The following is a 16345-nucleotide window of genomic DNA, read 5'->3' as shown; positions in this document are numbered from 1 at the left end:
GGTATTATTGGTATTGCCAGTTATAAAGATATTTCTAAAGAAATTTTAGAATCATTAAAAAAACTCGAATATCGAGGCTACGACTCTGCTGGAATTTCAGTAATTTATAATGGAGAAATATTAGAAAATAAGTGCGCAGGTAAAGTTTCGGATTTAGAAAAATTAACTAAAAAAACTTCATTGTCTGGAAATGTTGGAATTGGACATGTTCGCTGGGCTACTCATGGAGTTCCAAATCAAGCAAATGCTCATCCACATTCTTCAGAGGAAGTATCAGTTGTTCATAATGGAATTATTGAAAATTCAGCAATTATTAAAAAAGAACTAATAGAAAAAGGGCATATTTTTAAATCTCAAACAGATACTGAGGTTGTAACTCATCTTATTACAGAGAATTTAAAAAAGATGAATTATTTAGACTCTGTATTTGAAACTTTAAAAAAATTAGAGGGAAGTTTTGCATTAGGTATTATTTTTAAAAAATTTAATAATTTAATTGTTGGAGCAAGAAGAGGAAGTCCCCTTGCTGTTGGTTACACAGATAAAGAAAAATATATAGGATCAGATTCTTATTCTTTAAACTCTATGACAAAAGAGGTTTCTTATCTTGATGATGGAGATGTATGCGTATTAACAAAAGATAAAATTGAATTTTTTGATAAAAATAAAAAAAAAATTGAAAAAAAAATACATAAATTAGCCAATGAACAGGGAAGTTATAGCAAAGGAAATTTTAAAGATTTTATGTCCAAAGAAATTTTTGAACAACCAGATGTTATTAAAAAATGTATTAACGAATATCTAGATAAAATAAGAAAAGAGATCAATATAATCAACTTTCCAGTTGACCCAAAAAGAATTACAAAAGTTAACCTAATAGCTTGCGGTACAGCATATCATGCTTGTATTGTTGGGAAGTATTGGTTTGAAGAATTTACTAACCTAGATGTGAGCGTAGATGTTGCATCAGAATTTAGATACAGAAATAATAAAATAAAAGAGAATGAACTTTATATTTTTGTTTCTCAATCAGGAGAAACCGCAGATACGATCGCAGCATTAGATTTTTGTAAAAAAAGAGGAGCAAAAACATGTGCAATTGTAAATGTTACTGAAAGTTCATTATCAAGATTATCAGATTTAGTATTACCAATTCATGTCGGACCAGAAGTTGGTGTTGCTTCTACAAAAGCTTTCACAGGACAGATTTTAGTTCTTTTATTATTCATTTTAAAAATTACAAGAATTAGAAATGAAATAAAAGAAGAGGAGTATCTGAATATTATTAAAGATTTGGAAAATATTCATTCTAATGTTTCATTAATTTTAAATAATAAAAAAATAATTGAAGAATTAGCAGTGGATTTTATAGACATTAAAGGTTCAATGTTTTTGGGCAGAGGACTTTCTTATCCAATAGCATTGGAAGGTGCTCTTAAATTTAAAGAACTTACTTACCTACACGCAGAAGGTTATCCAGCTGGAGAAATGAAGCATGGTCCTTTAGCTTTAGTTGAAAATGGAATGCCGGTTATCGTTATTGCTCCTAAAGATAGATTTTATGAAAAAACAATCTCCAATATGCAGGAAGTTATTGCACGTGGTGGAAAAATTTTATTAATTTCAGATCATATTGAAGAGGTTGTGACTAGTGAAAATATCTGGTCCGAAATTAGAATTCCAAAAATTCATAAATTTCTTTCTCCTTTTTTAAGTAATATTCCTTTACAGTTGCTCGCGTATTATGTTGCTTTAAAAAAAGGTAACGACATAGATAAGCCAAGAAATTTAGCTAAATCTGTTACCGTTGAGTAATTTATTCTTGTAGGCTTATATCGCTCTATATATATACTGTAGGTTGAATATGAAAAATTGGAAAATAAATTCATGGAGAAGCAAAACTGCAAAACATTTACCCGTTTATGAAAATGAGGGTAAGTTAAATGAAGTTTTAAAGGAAATTTCTAAATTTCCTCCGCTTGTTTTTGCAGGTGAGACGCGCACTCTTAAACATATGTTAGGAGAAGTGAGCGAGGGAAAAGCATTTTTGTTTCAAGGAGGAGACTGCGCGGAAAGCTTTGAAGAATTTCATCCAGACAATATTAGAGATTTATTTAAAGTTATTTTGCAAGTTTCTTTGATACTTACTGTTTCTTCTCATCTACCGATAGTAAAAATAGGTAGAGTTGCTGGTCAATTTTCTAAGCCAAGAAGTGCTGCAACAGAAATTATAGATGGAAAAGAGCTTCCGAGTTACTTAGGAGATAATATTAATAGCATGAAATTTGATGAGGTTTCTAGAAGACCAGATCCAGTTAGATTATTAAAATCTTATTCACAATCTGCCTCAACATTAAATTTATTAAGAGCATTTTCTCAAGGGGGGTTTGCCGATTTAAGCAAAGTTCATTTATGGAATATGGACTTTGTGAATAAGAGTGCTGATAAAAAATTTAAAGAAATTCAAAATAAAGTTATGGAAGCTTTAAATTTTATGCATGCTTGTGGAATAACAATTGAACAAAATCGAAGATTAAGAACAGTTAATTTTTACACAAGTCATGAAGCATTGCATCTTCCTTACGAAGAGGCAATGACACGAGTAGATTCGACGACAGGAGAACATCATGATACTTCAGCGCATTTTTTGTGGATTGGAGATCGCACAAGACAAATAGATGGTGCGCATGTGGAGTTTTGTAGAGGAATTAAAAATCCAATAGGAATTAAGTGTGGACCTAGTTTAGATCCAAAGGAATTAATTAAGTTAATTGAAGTATTAAATCCTGAAGATGAATCTGGAAGAATAACTTTAATAGGTAGATTTGGTCATGATAAAGTTGAAAAATTTTTACCAAAACTTATTCATGCTGTTAAAAAATCGAATAAAAAAGTAGTTTGGTCGTGTGACCCTATGCATGGTAATACTATTAAATCTACTACAGGATTTAAAACTAGACCATTTAAAGATATAATTTCTGAAGTTAAAAGTTTTTTTGATGTTCATCAGGGAGAAGGGACCTATGCTGGTGGACTTCATATTGAAATGACTGGAAAAAATGTCACAGAATGTATTGGAGGAGCGCAAAATATTACTGATAAAGATTTATCAAGCAGATACCACACGCATTGTGATCCTAGGCTGAATGCAAATCAAGCTATTGAGTTAGCTTTCCTTATTTCTGAGGAAATAAAGAAAAATTCAAAATACTCAATAAATTCCATTAGAAAAGCTTCTTAAAAATTATTTTTTTAATAATTTTTTTGCTTCAAACTTAAAAAAAAGTAAAAATATTATGATGACACCAGCAGATAGAATTCAATTTATTAAAAACTGGATTAAAAACTATTGTAATTCAATGGAAATAAATCCTGATTGTTTAGTAGTTGGGGTTTCAGGAGGAATTGATTCTGCAGTCGTAAGCACTATTTCTGCAATGACAGGCTTAAGAGTTAAGGCTCTTTCTATGCCGATTAGGCAATTAAGATTTCAAGACGATTTAAGTAAAGCACATTTAAAATGGTTAAAAAATAAATTTTCTAATGTTGATGAAGTTATTATTAATTTAGATGAAGTTTTTAATAGTTTTGAAAAAGTATTAGGAAAATTTAATAATGAACTTGCTTTTGCTAATTCTAGAGCAAGATTGCGTATGGCTACTCTTTATCAAGTAGCTGGTGCAAATAATGGAATTGTTGTTGGAACTGGGAATAAAATTGAAGATTTTGGAGTTGGTTTTTTTACAAAATATGGAGATGGAGGAGTTGATATTTCACCGATTGCAGACTGTTTAAAATCTCAGGTTTGGGAAATGGGTAAAGAACTTAAAATATTAGAAGAAATTATCAATGCAGCTCCTACAGATGGATTATGGGCAGACGGAAGAACTGATGAGCGTCAATTGGGAATGTCTTATGAAGAGTTAGAAAAAGCTATGCTTAATCCTAAAGATAAAAATTATGAAAAATATTTAAAAATTAGAAAAAGAAATCTTCATAAAATGAACTTAATTCCAATTTGTAAATTTGATGAGAATGAGTAGCTTTAAAATTTATAATACCTTAAGCAGAGAAAAAGAAGAATTTATTCCTTTAAATAAAAATTCGGTCGGAATGTATGTATGTGGCCCAACCGTATATGATGAGCCTCATATTGGTAATGCCAGACCTTTAATTATTTTTGATCTTGTTTATAGAATTTTAATAAAAAATTTTGGCAAAGATAAAGTTAATTACGTTAGAAATATCACTGATGTTGATGATAAAATAATACAAAGAGCTAATGATTTAAAAATTAACATTAGTGAACTTACAAAAAATGTTACAAATATTTTTTTAGCAGATTGTGAATATTTAAATTGTTTACATCCAAATAATCAGCCAAAGGCTACTGAAAATATAAAAGAGATGATTCAAATGATTGAAAATTTGATAGCTAAAGATTTTGCATATATTAAAGATGGCAATGTTTATTTTAATGTAAACAAATTTAAAAATTACGGAAAATTATCAAATAAGAATTTAAAAGAATTAATTTCAGGATCAAGAGTAGAAATCTCAGAATTAAAAACTAACCCATTAGATTTCGTATTATGGAAACCTTCAAAAGATAAAGAACCTTTTTGGGAATCTCCTTGGGGTAATGGAAGGCCAGGTTGGCACATTGAATGCTCTGTAATGTCTGAAAAGTATTTAGGCAAAGAATTTGATCTGCATTGTGGAGGATTAGATCTTATTTTTCCTCATCATGAAAATGAGATAGCGCAATCAATTTGTGCAAATGATTCAAATATTTTTGCAAAATATTGGATGCACAATGGTTACGTAACTGTTGATGGAAAAAAAATGTCAAAATCAGATGGTAATTTTGTAACTATTAATAATTTAAAAAATAATTTTAATGGTCAAATTGTTAGATTATCTATCTTGGGTACTCATTATAGGCAGCCTTTAGATTGGAATTTAAAAGTTTTAGAAACAAATAAAAAAATATTAGAAAATTGGTATAGTCTTTATTCACCGAATGAAGATGAAATTAGTGATGAACTTTTTAATATTTTATTAGATGATTTAAACACACCAAAATTTATAACCAACATTCATAGTCTTTATAATAAAGCAAAAACTGGAGATGCTTTAGCTAAAAAAAGTTTAAATTCGGCACTTAAGTTTCTTGGTTTATTTGAGCAAAGTGAGGAAAAATTTAATAGTTTAAGGAAAAAATCAAAACTTGATATTAGTGAGATTGAAAAACTATTAAAACAAAGAAATCTTGCCAGAAAAGATAAAGATTTCAAAAAAGCTGATAAAATTAGATTAGAATTAGAAAAGAATGGAATTTTAATTGAAGATCTTAATGATAAAACGCATTGGAAACATAAATAATGAGTAAAGAAAAAATTTTTATATTTGACACTACTTTAAGAGATGGAGCACAGACTCAAGGAGTTGATTTTTCTACAGATGAAAAAAATCGAATTGCCACTGCATTATCTAAATTAGGCGTTGATTATATTGAGGCAGGGTGGCCGGGGGCCAATCCAACAGATACTAATTTTTTTAACAAACCTCCAAAATTATCAAATTCAACTTTAGTTGCTTTTGGAATGACAAAAAAATCTGGAAGAAGTGCTGAAAATGATCCAGGTCTTTCTGCTATATTAAATTCTAATACTAAGTCTGTCTGCATAGTAGGAAAAACATGGGACTTTCACGTAGACATTGCTCTAGGCATCTCAAAAGATGAAAATTTAGAAAATATTGTTGATACTACAAAACATTTTGTAAAAAATAATAGAGAGTACATGTTTGATGCTGAGCATTTTTTTGACGGTTATAAAAATAATAAAGATTATGCATTAAGATGCATTCGTTCTGCTTACGATAATGGTGCAAGATGGATTGTTTTGTGTGATACTAATGGAGGAACTTTACCATTTGAGATTGAAGAAATTGTAAATGATGTTGCAAGAGTAATACCTGGAAAAAATTTAGGCATTCATACGCATAATGATACTGAAAATGCAGTAGCAAATACACTTGCAGCTGTTAAATCTGGAGTAAGACAAGTACAAGGAACATTAAATGGTTTGGGAGAAAGATGTGGTAATGCAAATATTGTATCAATTATTCCAACATTATTACTTAAAAAATATTTTAAAGATAAATTTGATATTTCAGTAGAAGAGAAGAAAATTAAATACTTAACTGAATGTTCTAGGCTGTTAGATGAAATTTTAAATAGAAAACCTAATAATCATGCCGCTTATGTGGGAGCTTCAGCTTTTTCGCATAAGGGTGGTTTGCACGTCTCTGCTGTTGAAAAAGATCCAAAAACCTATGAACATATCGTTCCAGAGTCTGTTGGTAATAAAAGAAATATTGTTGTTTCCGATCAATCCGGAAGATCAAATATTTTATCAAGATTAGAAAAATTGAGTATTAAAATTAATAAAGATGATCCAAAAGTTCAAAAATTATTGGAGCAAGTAAAAGATAGAGAGTTTATCGGATATGCCTACGATGGAGCAGATGCTTCATTTGAATTATTGACACGAAGATTATTAGGAGAAGTGCCTAATTATTTAAATATTAAAAAATATGAAGTAAAAATTAGCAAAAATAGTGACAATGAACTTGTCAACTCCCATGCTACTGTTGTTTTGCAGGTTGATAAAAAAGATATTATTTGCGAAGGATCAGGAAATGGACCAGTTAATGCTATTGATAATGCGATTAGATCTAATGTAAATAATATTGGTAAATATAGTGAGTATTTAAAAGATTTAAGATTAGTTGATTATAAAGTTAGAATTTTAAACACAGGGACAAATGCTATTACTCGAGTCTCGATCGAAAGCACCGATAATAAAGGAGACGTGTGGTTCACGATTGGAGTTTCTCCAAATATAATTGAAGCATCCTTTAGAGCATTAATAGATAGTATTGATTACAAATTATACAAGGATAAGGCCCCTGCAAACTTGTAATGGTTTTTAAAAATATTTATTTTATTTTAGTTAGACCACAATTAGGTGAGAATATTGGGGCAGCAGCTAGATCATTAAAAAACTTTAATTTTGAAAATTTAAGGTTAGTTTCGCCACGAGATAGTTGGCCAAATAAAAGCGCTTCTTATACTGCAGTTGATGCAAAAGATATTGTGCATAAAGCAAAAGTATTTTTGAATAATGATCAGGCTGTTGAGGATTTAGATTATGTTTTTGCAACTACATCAAGAAGTAGATCGGTTAATAAAAAAATTATAGATTTGAATAAAGCTGTGAATATTATTAAAAAACAAAGTACTCTTCAAAAAAAAATTGGAATTTTTTTTGGACCAGAGGCTTCAGGCTTGAGTAACGACGATCTAATTAATGCAAATTATTTAGTTAATATTCCAACAAGCAATAAATTTAAATCATTAAATTTATCCCATGCAATAACTATTTTTGCATTTGAATTATTTATTACTTCAAAAAAATTTGAACCTATTGTTAAAAATTTATACAGAAGTGAAGATGCAAAAAAGAAAGAAGTTAATGCTTTTTTAGATTTTTTAATATCTCATTTAGATAAGGTTGGTTTTTTGAAACCTGAGGAAAAAAAACAACAAATGATTAGAAGTGTTAAAAATATTTTTCATCGAAGCTCTCTTTCTACGCAAGAAATAAGAACTTTATCAGGAGTTATTAGTTCTTTAATAAAATATAAGGAATGAGAGTAACATTGACTAAAAGAATGAGTGTTATTATAACAGGGCACTTTAAAATATGACAAAAAGAATAAATTCTACCCATAAAGTTGATAGAAGACTTGGTGTTAATCTTTGGGGAAGACCAAAAAGCCCTTTTAACACTAGAGCATATCGTCCAGGTCAACATGGTCAAAGAAGCAAAGGCAAGCCATCAGATTATAATATTCAATTACAAGCTAAACAGAAATTAAAAAGTTATTACGGCAATATGAGTGAAAGACAATTTAGAAATCTTTTTAGAAAAGCTTATAAGAAAAAAGGTGATACAGGAGAAAATTTAGTTGGATTATTAGAAAGAAGATTAGATGCGGTAATTTATAGAGCAAAGTTTGCAATAACTGTTTTTGCTGCTCGACAGATGATTAATCACGGAAAAGTAAAAGTGAATGGAAAGAAAGTAAATATTTCGAGTTATTTAGTTTCTGAAAATGACGAAATTGAAATTAAAGATTCATTTAAACAATCAATTTCAATTATTGGAGCAACGCAGAGTAAAGAGAGAGAAGTTCCAGAATATATAGTTGCTGATCATAAAAAAATGACAGCAAAATTTAATAAAGTTCCAAAATATGATCAGATTCCATATCCAGTACAAATGGAACCTAAGTTAGTAGTTGAATATTATTCTAGATAATTATTTATTTAAGAATTTTCTGTAATTCTCCTTTTTCATACATCTCTTTAGCAATATCACAACCGCCAATAAACTCTCCTTTAATATAAAGTTGAGGGACAGTTGGCCAATTACTAAAATCTTTTATTCCTTGTCTTATTTCAGGATCAGCTAGAACATTAACACCACTAAATTTTACTTTTAATTCTTTTAAAATATTACTGACTGTCATTGAAAATCCACATTGGGGCATCTCTGGAGTTCCTTTCATAAACAAAACTACATCGTTCTTGTTTATAATATCTTTAATTTTCTCATTAATATTAGACATATTATTTTTCCTCAGTTGTTAGAGCTAATGCGTGTAATTCGTTTCCCATTTTACCTTTTAGAGATGCATATACCATTTGATGCTGTTGAACTCTAGTTTTTCCTCTAAATTTAGAAGATTTAATTTTAGCTGCATAATGATTATCATCACCAGCCAGATCATTTATCTCAATATCTGCATCTGGAAATCCTTCTTTTAGTAACTTGTGAATTTCTTCTTGTTTTATAGCCATTATTAATTTTTATTATAATTTTTAAACCAACTCTCATTTTTTGTCTTTAATTCTTTAACGCTGATTTTTAAATCATTTTCAACCTCAAATATTTCACTTTGAGTTTGGCCAATGATCTTTATTTTTATACTTTTAGTATTTGCAATCTTTTTTATTCTTTCAAGATTTTTTTTATTAATCTCAACTAAGTATCGAGCTTGATCTTCCGAAAATAAATATTTAATTTTATCACTTTTGGATCCTGAAATCTTAATTTTTGCACCAATATTAGAAGCCATGCACATTTCAGCTAATGTGATAATTATTCCACCATGAGAAATATCATGAACCGCATTAACTAATTTATCTTTAATTAGATCGCTAACAAAAAGACCATTCTTCTTTTCTTCTCTTAAATTAATTTGAGGAGGAGGACCATCTTTGTCTCCTATTACATCATAAATTAAAGCACTTTGACTTAGGTGACCGGAGGTTTCACCAATGACTACAATAATACTATCTGTATTTTTAAAATTAAACGTCATCATTTTATTAATATTTTTTAAAAGACCAACTCCGCCAATTGTTGGAGTTGGGTAAATAGCAATGCCATTTGTCTCGTTATATAAAGATACATTTCCAGATATCACAGGATAATTTAGAGCTTCACAGGCTTCTTTTATTCCATTTATACTATCCACAAATTGACCCATAATTTCTTTCTTTTCAGGATTTCCAAAATTTAAACAATTAGTAATAGCAATTGGTTGAGCGCCAACCGAAATTAAATTTCTCCAAGTTTCACAAACAGCCTGCATTGCTCCAGACTTTGGATGCGCTTTGCAATATCTTGGTACACAATCTACTGTAGCTGCTATTCCTTTATTTTTTCCGTGATATCGAACAACAGCGGAGTCGCCACCTGGTTTTTGGATTGTGTCCGCCATTACCATATGATCGTACTGTTCCCATACCCATGATTTATTCGAGTAATTATGATGAGATAAAATTTTAATTAATGAATCTTTGATATCTAACTTTTCAATATCTGAGTCATGATTAATTATTTTTGGATAACTATAAGTTATAAAATCTCTTTTATATTTTGGGGCATTATCACCTAATGAGTGAATTGGAATGCTACAAACATTTTTTTTATTAAATTCCAATTCAAGTTTTTTTGAATTTGTTAATTGACCTATAATTGCAAAATCTAACCCCCATTTTTCAAAGATTTTCTTAGCTTCCTTTTCCTTGCCTTTTTTTAAAACTATCAACATTCGTTCCTGACTCTCAGAAAGCATAATCTCATAAGGAGTCATATTATTTTCTCTACAAGGAATTAGATTTAAATTTATTTTAATTCCAAGATCACCCTTTGATGCCATTTCTATAGAAGAAGAAGTAAGGCCAGCGGCACCCATATCTTGGATTGAAACTATAGATTTTTTTTGCATTAATTCTAAGCATGCTTCTAATAACAATTTTTCAGTAAACGGATCACCAACTTGTACAGTTGGTTTTTTTGAATCAGAATCTTCATCAAATTCAGCGGATGCCATTGTTGCTCCATGAATTCCATCTCTACCTGTTTTTGAGCCTACATAAACTACGGGATTACCAACACCACTTGCTATTGAATAAAAAACTTTATTTTTTTTAGCAATACCGATGTTCATTGCATTGACTAAAATATTTCCATTGTAACATTCATCAAATTCAGTTTCACCACCAACGGTTGGAACACCTATACAATTACCGTATCCACCAATTCCAGAAACCACTCCATTTAATAAATATTTTGTTTTTTCATGATTAGGAGATCCAAATCTTATAGAATTTAAATTGGCAACAGGTCTTGCACCCATTGTAAAAACATCTCTTAATATTCCACCAACTCCAGTTGCGGCTCCTTGATAAGGTTCAATATAAGAGGGGTGGTTATGGCTCTCAATTTTAAAAATAACAACATCTCCATCGCCAAAATCAACAACTCCAGCATTTTCACCAGGACCTTGAATTACGTATTTATTTTTTGTAGGCAAAGTTTGTAGCCAAATTCGTGATGATTTGTATGAACAATGCTCATTCCACATTGCTGAAAAAATTCCAAGCTCTACCAAATTTGGATTTCTTCCTATTAATTCTATAATTTTATTATATTCATCTGCAGTAAGACCGTGTTTTATTGCGAGTTCTTGATTAACTTCTTGCATATTTATTTTAAAGATTTGAAAATTAATGATCCATCCACACCACCCAAAAGTTCATCCGAGGCTCTTTCCGGATGAGGCATTAGACCGAATACATTTCCTTTTTTATTTATAATTCCTGCAATATTCTTTATTGAACCGTTAGGATTACATTGTTCTGTAATATTTCCTGCAGTATCACAGTATTGAAGCACAATTTGATTATTATCTTCCAATTCATTTATTAAATCTTTGTTTGCAAAATAATTGCCTTCGTTATGAGCAATTGGAATTTCAAGAATGGAATTTCTATTAGTTTTAGATGTGAAATTTGTTTTATTGTTAGTTACTTTCACAGTTATATTTTTACAAATAAACTTAAGATTAATATTTCTTATTAAAACTCCTGGCAAAAGTTTAGTTTCAACAAGAACTTGGAAGCCGTTGCAAATGCCCATTACTAAACCACCTTTTTTTGAGTGGGTAATAACTTCTTTCATAATTCTTGATTTAGATGCAATACTTCCGCATCTTAAATAATCCCCATATGAAAATCCTCCTGGAAGAACAACTAAATCTGATTTTGGTAGTTTGACATCAGCATGCCATACCATGGATGTTTTTATATTAAATTTTTCAAGGGAAACTTTAACGTCACGGTCACAATTAGAGCCAGGAAAAACAATAACGCTGGCTTTCATTCTTTAATAGCTTTTACTGAATAGTCCTCTATCGTCAAATTTGCTAAAAGTTTCTCACACATATCTTTAGCTTTTGAAAGAGCAACTTTTTCATCTTTTTCTTTTACAATTATTTCAAATATTTTTCCCTGTCTTAAACTTTCAATATTTTTAAAGCCCATAGTAGATAAAGAATTTTTGATTGCAGAACCCTGAGGATCCAAAACATCCTTTTTTAGTGTAACAATGATCTGTAATTTCAAAATTTTATTTCTTTTTTAAAGCGGTTAAGTTTTTGGAAACACCTGTTTTAATTTCTTTAATATTCGAACCTTCTGGCATGATTCCAAGTCGGCGAGCAACTTCTTGATATGCTTCAACTAATCCACCTAGATCTCTCCTAAATCTATCTTTATCTAACTTCCTTTCGTCTTTTACATCCCATAATCTGCAAGTATCAGGACTAATTTCATCAGCTAAAAAAACTTCCACTTCATCCCCATTCCATTGTCTTCCAAACTCTAATTTAAAATCAACAAGTTTAATTCCAATTCCTCTAAATAGTCCGACTAAAAAATCATTAATTCTCAAAGCTTGTTCGGAAATGTGTATTAATTCACTCTGAGATGCCCAATTTAATGCAAGAATATGTTCTTCATTGACTAATGGGTCACCTAATTCATCATTTTTATAATAAAATTCTAAAATAGGTTTACTAAGATCTGTTCCTTCACTTACTCCGAGTCTATTTGAAAAAGTCCCAGCGGCAATATTTCTAACAACTACTTCGATTGGAATAATCTCTAAAGATTTAATAAGTTGCTCACGCATATTTAATCTTTTTATAAAATGAGTTTTAATTCCTATCTGATTTAATTGAGATAATAAAAACTCAGAAATTCTATTATTTAAAACACCCTTGCCATCAATAATCGCTTTTTTTTTATTATTAAAAGCAGTTGCATCATCTTTAAAATATTGAATTAGAGTTCCTTTTTCAGGACCTTCATACAATATTTTTGCTTTACCTTCGTATATTTGTTTTCCTTTGGCCATCAGCTTTTAAATACTCTTCCGTAGATAGTATTAATGTATCTTAAATGAGAATTCATGTTGAATAATTTTTTAAGATCCTCTGTGGATAATTTAGATTTGATTTGTTTATCGTTATCTAAGTTATCAAAAAAACTTTCATTTGCAGACCAGGTTTTCATAGCATTCTTTTGCACAACCTTATAAGCAAGTTCTCTTGTCATTCCTTTTTGAGTTAATTTTAAAAGAACATTTTGAGAAAAAATTAGTCCATTAAATTTTTCTAAATTTTTTTGCATATTTTTCGGATAAACAATTAAATTTTTAATTACACCAGCTAGCCTTGTTAGAACAAAATCTAATGTAACGGTTGCATCTGGACCTATATTTCTTTCAACACTTGAATGACTAATATCTCTCTCATGCCACAGAACAACATTTTCTAGAGCAGGATATGCGTAGCTTCTAATTAATCTTGCAAGACCAGTAATATTTTCAGATAAAACTGGGTTTCTTTTATGTGGCATAGCCGAGGAACCTTTTTGACCTGATGAAAAATATTCTTCAACTTCTAGAACTTCAGTTCTTTGTAAATGTCTTATCTCAGTAGCTAATCTTTCAGCAGAAGAAGCAATTATCGCAAGCACACTAAAGAAATAAGCATGTCGATCTCTAGGTATTACTTGAGTTGATATTGGCTCTGCTTTAAATTTTAATTTTTTTGCAACATAATGCTCAATCCCAGGATTGATATGAGCAAAGGTACCAACAGCTCCAGAAATTGCGCAAGTTGATATCTCATTAATTGCTTGCTCCATTCTTTTTTTGTTTCTTTTAAATTCTGCATAATATGAAAGAAGTTTTAATCCAAAAGTTACAGGCTCAGCATGAATTCCATGACTTCTACCAACACAAACTGTTTTTTTGTATTTTATAGATTTTATTTTTAAAATTTTTAAAAGATCTTCTAAGTCTTTTAAAATGATTTTTCCTGATTGATAAAGTTGAATATTGAAACAAGTGTCTAAAACATCAGAGGAAGTCATACCTTGATGCAAGAATTTTGCTTTTTGACCAACTTTTTCAGTTATCGAAGTTAGAAAAGCAATAACATCATGTTTTACTTTTTTTTCAATTTGATCAATTCTTTCTGGATTAATTTTAGCCTTCTTTCTTATTTCTTTAGCAATCCCTTTTGGAATAATTTTAAATTTCTCCATTGCTTCGGCTGCATAAATTTCAATATCCAACCAGATTTTATATTTATTTTCGGGTTGCCAAATTTTAGCGATTTGTTCGCGTGAATATCTTGAAATCATTTAGATACGTTATAATTCATTAACACTATTTTATTATAAAGTAAAAATTTCGTATCCATTATCAATTATACCTACTGTGTGTTCAAATTGTGCCGATAAGGATTTATCTTTTGTAACTGCCGTCCAACCATCTTGTAAAACTTTAGTATGATATCCTCCTAAATTAATCATTGGTTCAATTGTAAAAACCATACCTTTTCTTATCTTCATTCCTTCACCTTTTTTTCCATAATGTAAAATATTAGGCTCCTCATGAAATGTTTTACCAATACCATGACCGCAAAAATCTCTTACAACTGAACAACCATGAGATTCTGCATAAGACTGTATAGCAAATCCTATATCCCCCAAAGAAATTCCTGGTTTTAAAATTTTAATACCTTCCATCATACTTTCGTAAGTAACTTTAATAAGTTTATCTGCTTTTGGAGAAATGTTTCCTACCGAGAATGTTTTGCTAGTGTCACCATAATAACCATCTAATATCGAGGTGATATCAACATTAACGATATCCCCATCATTTAAAATTTTGTCACCCGGGATTCCGTGACAAACCACATGATTAATAGAAGTACAAATTGATTTTGTATAACCTCTATAAAATAAAGGCGCTGAATATGCACCATGATCATTTAGATATTTATTCGCAACATTATCTATAAAATCGGTTTTAATTCCTGGTTTAATAATTTTCTCTATATAATCTAAAGTTCTAGCAGCAAGTTCACCGGCTTTTTTTAAACCTATGAAATCGTCATGATTATAAATTTTAACAGAAGATTCTTCTTTTTCTATTTTCATTAAAATTCAATATCTATTTTCTTGTTAAGAATTACTTCTTTATCTGTTATTTTACTTGAATAGCATAAAAATTTAACGCCTTTTTTTTTAGCTTGTATAAAATTTTCATAGTATTTTTTATCAATATCTTTAGATATTTTAAAAAAATTACAATCTTCCCTTTGTATTAAAAATATTAAATAAGATTGATATTCTTTATCTTTAGCGCAAATAAGTTCTAATAAATGTTTTTGTCCTCGGGTAGTTGGTGCATCAGGAAATTCGGCATAATTATTTTCTCTCTTTAAAGTAACATTCTTAACTTCTACAAAAGCTTTTTTCTTTTTACTAGAAACAAAAAAATCAAATCTGGTATTATTATTAAATTTAACTTCTCTTTGAACTTGATCAAAACATTCGAGTTCTTTAATTTTTTTATTGATTAATGCTTCTTCTATAATTCTATTTGTTAAGTGCGTGTTAACACCAACTTTTTGCTTATTATGTTCTATAATCTCCAAAGTATATTTTAATTTTCTTCCTGTGTTTTTTGACTCAGAAATCCAAGCATTTTCACCTTCATTGAGAAGCCCCATCATAGATCCAGAATTTGGACAGTGAGCTGTAACAATTTCTTTATTTAACAATACATCAACAAAGAATCTTTTATATCTTTTTATGAATTTTGTTTTAATTAGAGGAGTGTCAAATCTCATTAAAAGTATTATTATCATTTAGATGCTTACACGAAATAGAAAAAAACGAATTTTTGCAGCTATCTTAATAATCGGAGATGAAATTTTATCTGGAAGAACTCAAGATGCTAATACATCATTTTTGGCTAAATGGCTTAATGAAAGAGGTATTCAATTAAAAGAAGTCAGAGTTATTCCTGATGAACTTAATACAATTATATCTTCAGTAAATCTGTTAAGAAAAAAATATGATTATTTATTTACAACTGGTGGAATTGGACCCACCCATGATGATATTACAGCTTTTGCAATCTCAAAAGCCTTTAATAAAAAATATGAGTATAATAAAGAAGCTTACCAGATTTTAGAGACGCATTACAAGAATTCTTATTTTAATGAAGCCAGAAAAAAAATGGCAAAGATGCCAAGGGGCGCTGGTTTAATTTACAATCCTTCTAGTTCGGCGCCTGGTTTTTATGTAAAAAATGTTTTTACTCTACCAGGGGTTCCAACAATTTTACAATCTATGATGCCTTTTGTTGAACAATTAATAACTGGTGGTGAAAAAGTACATAGTGTAACTGTGCAAGCGCATTTACCAGAAAGTAAGATAGGAAAAGATTTAGGTAAGTTGCAGAAGAAATTTAAAGATTTAAGCCTTGGTAGCTATCCATTCTTTCAATCAGGAAAAATAGGCGTTGCTCTTGTAATACGTGGATATTCTGAAAAAAGAATA

At 29.7% G+C, this 16345-nt stretch carries 17 protein-coding genes; 8 read left to right on the top strand and 9 right to left on the bottom strand.

What is annotated here, in order from left to right; genetic code table 11:
* The 7 genes from glmS to rpsD form a co-directional block, all read left to right on the top strand.
* On the top strand, positions 1 to 1815 hold a 1815-nt coding region (gene glmS / locus AC8IGH_RS03410; protein WP_507419314.1), incomplete at its 5' end, for a glutamine--fructose-6-phosphate transaminase (isomerizing).
* Positions 1816 to 1864: 49 nt separating this feature from the next.
* Positions 1865 to 3241, top strand: a complete 1377-nt coding sequence (locus AC8IGH_RS03405; RefSeq protein WP_507419313.1) for a class II 3-deoxy-7-phosphoheptulonate synthase — start codon at positions 1865 to 1867, stop codon at positions 3239 to 3241.
* Positions 3242 to 3299: 58 nt separating this feature from the next.
* Positions 3300 to 4043 carry an NAD(+) synthase gene (nadE, locus tag AC8IGH_RS03400; RefSeq protein ID WP_507419316.1) on the top strand — a complete coding sequence of 248 codons (744 nt, stop codon included), beginning with the start codon at positions 3300 to 3302 and terminating at the stop codon, positions 4041 to 4043.
* Positions 4036 to 5385 carry a cysteine--tRNA ligase gene (gene cysS, locus AC8IGH_RS03395; RefSeq protein WP_507419312.1) on the top strand — a complete coding sequence of 450 codons (1350 nt, stop codon included), beginning with the start codon at positions 4036 to 4038 and terminating at the stop codon, positions 5383 to 5385. Before nadE ends, cysS begins: the two co-directional genes overlap by 8 nt.
* Entirely contained in the window at positions 5385 to 6989 is a 1605-nt protein-coding gene (gene cimA, locus AC8IGH_RS03390) for a citramalate synthase (protein ID WP_507419311.1), read from the top strand. Before cysS ends, cimA begins: the two co-directional genes overlap by 1 nt.
* Positions 6989 to 7720 carry an RNA methyltransferase gene (locus AC8IGH_RS03385; RefSeq protein WP_507419310.1) on the top strand — a complete coding sequence of 244 codons (732 nt, stop codon included), beginning with the start codon at positions 6989 to 6991 and terminating at the stop codon, positions 7718 to 7720. Before cimA ends, AC8IGH_RS03385 begins: the two co-directional genes overlap by 1 nt.
* A 52-nt stretch (positions 7721 to 7772) precedes the next feature.
* Positions 7773 to 8390 carry a 30S ribosomal protein S4 gene (rpsD, locus tag AC8IGH_RS03380; protein ID WP_507419309.1) on the top strand — a complete coding sequence of 206 codons (618 nt, stop codon included), beginning with the start codon at positions 7773 to 7775 and terminating at the stop codon, positions 8388 to 8390.
* 4 nt (positions 8391 to 8394) lie between these two features.
* Here rpsD and grxD read toward each other — a convergent pair whose 3' ends face one another.
* Genes grxD through sfsA form a run of 9 tightly spaced genes read right to left on the bottom strand, consistent with a single transcriptional unit; the run spans position 8395 to position 15630 of the window.
* Positions 8395 to 8700: a Grx4 family monothiol glutaredoxin gene (grxD, locus tag AC8IGH_RS03375; RefSeq protein ID WP_507419308.1), complete on the bottom strand. Its 306-nt coding sequence runs from the start codon at positions 8698 to 8700 to the stop codon at positions 8395 to 8397.
* Position 8701: 1 nt separating this feature from the next.
* Positions 8702 to 8932, bottom strand: coding sequence for a BolA/IbaG family iron-sulfur metabolism protein (locus AC8IGH_RS03370; protein ID WP_507419307.1), 231 nt, complete (start codon positions 8930 to 8932; stop codon positions 8702 to 8704).
* A gap of 2 nt (positions 8933 to 8934) precedes the next feature.
* Positions 8935 to 11127, bottom strand: a complete 2193-nt coding sequence (purL, locus tag AC8IGH_RS03365; protein WP_507419306.1) for a phosphoribosylformylglycinamidine synthase subunit PurL — start codon at positions 11125 to 11127, stop codon at positions 8935 to 8937.
* A gap of 2 nt (positions 11128 to 11129) precedes the next feature.
* Positions 11130 to 11804, bottom strand: a complete 675-nt coding sequence (purQ, locus tag AC8IGH_RS03360; protein WP_507419305.1) for a phosphoribosylformylglycinamidine synthase subunit PurQ — start codon at positions 11802 to 11804, stop codon at positions 11130 to 11132.
* Positions 11801 to 12046 (bottom strand): phosphoribosylformylglycinamidine synthase subunit PurS, encoded by a 246-nt coding sequence (gene purS / locus AC8IGH_RS03355; protein WP_507419304.1) that lies wholly within the window; start codon positions 12044 to 12046, stop codon positions 11801 to 11803. The genes purQ and purS overlap by 4 nt, the downstream gene beginning before the upstream one ends.
* 4 nt (positions 12047 to 12050) lie before the next feature.
* Positions 12051 to 12839, bottom strand: coding sequence for a phosphoribosylaminoimidazolesuccinocarboxamide synthase (gene purC, locus AC8IGH_RS03350; RefSeq protein ID WP_507419303.1), 789 nt, complete (start codon positions 12837 to 12839; stop codon positions 12051 to 12053).
* On the bottom strand, positions 12839 to 14134 hold the full coding sequence (purB, locus tag AC8IGH_RS03345) for an adenylosuccinate lyase (RefSeq protein ID WP_507419302.1): 1296 nt from the start codon (positions 14132 to 14134) through the stop codon (positions 12839 to 12841). Before purB ends, purC begins: the two co-directional genes overlap by 1 nt.
* A 33-nt stretch (positions 14135 to 14167) precedes the next feature.
* The gene (gene map / locus AC8IGH_RS03340) at positions 14168 to 14935 is read right to left on the bottom strand and encodes a type I methionyl aminopeptidase (RefSeq protein WP_507419301.1); all 768 of its coding nucleotides are present in this window, start codon (positions 14933 to 14935) and stop codon (positions 14168 to 14170) included.
* Positions 14935 to 15630, bottom strand: a complete 696-nt coding sequence (gene sfsA, locus AC8IGH_RS03335; protein ID WP_507419315.1) for a DNA/RNA nuclease SfsA — start codon at positions 15628 to 15630, stop codon at positions 14935 to 14937. Before sfsA ends, map begins: the two co-directional genes overlap by 1 nt.
* A gap of 22 nt (positions 15631 to 15652) precedes the next feature.
* On the opposite strand from sfsA, the gene AC8IGH_RS03330 reads away from it, so the two are divergent.
* On the top strand, positions 15653 to 16345 hold a 693-nt coding region (locus AC8IGH_RS03330; RefSeq protein ID WP_507419300.1), incomplete at its 3' end, for a competence/damage-inducible protein A.

This window comes from Candidatus Allofontibacter sp. (genome assembly GCF_038145245.1).
Classification (GTDB): Bacteria; Pseudomonadota; Alphaproteobacteria; order Pelagibacterales; family Pelagibacteraceae; genus Fontibacterium.
This window is presented reverse-complemented; position numbering and strand designations above follow the sequence as displayed.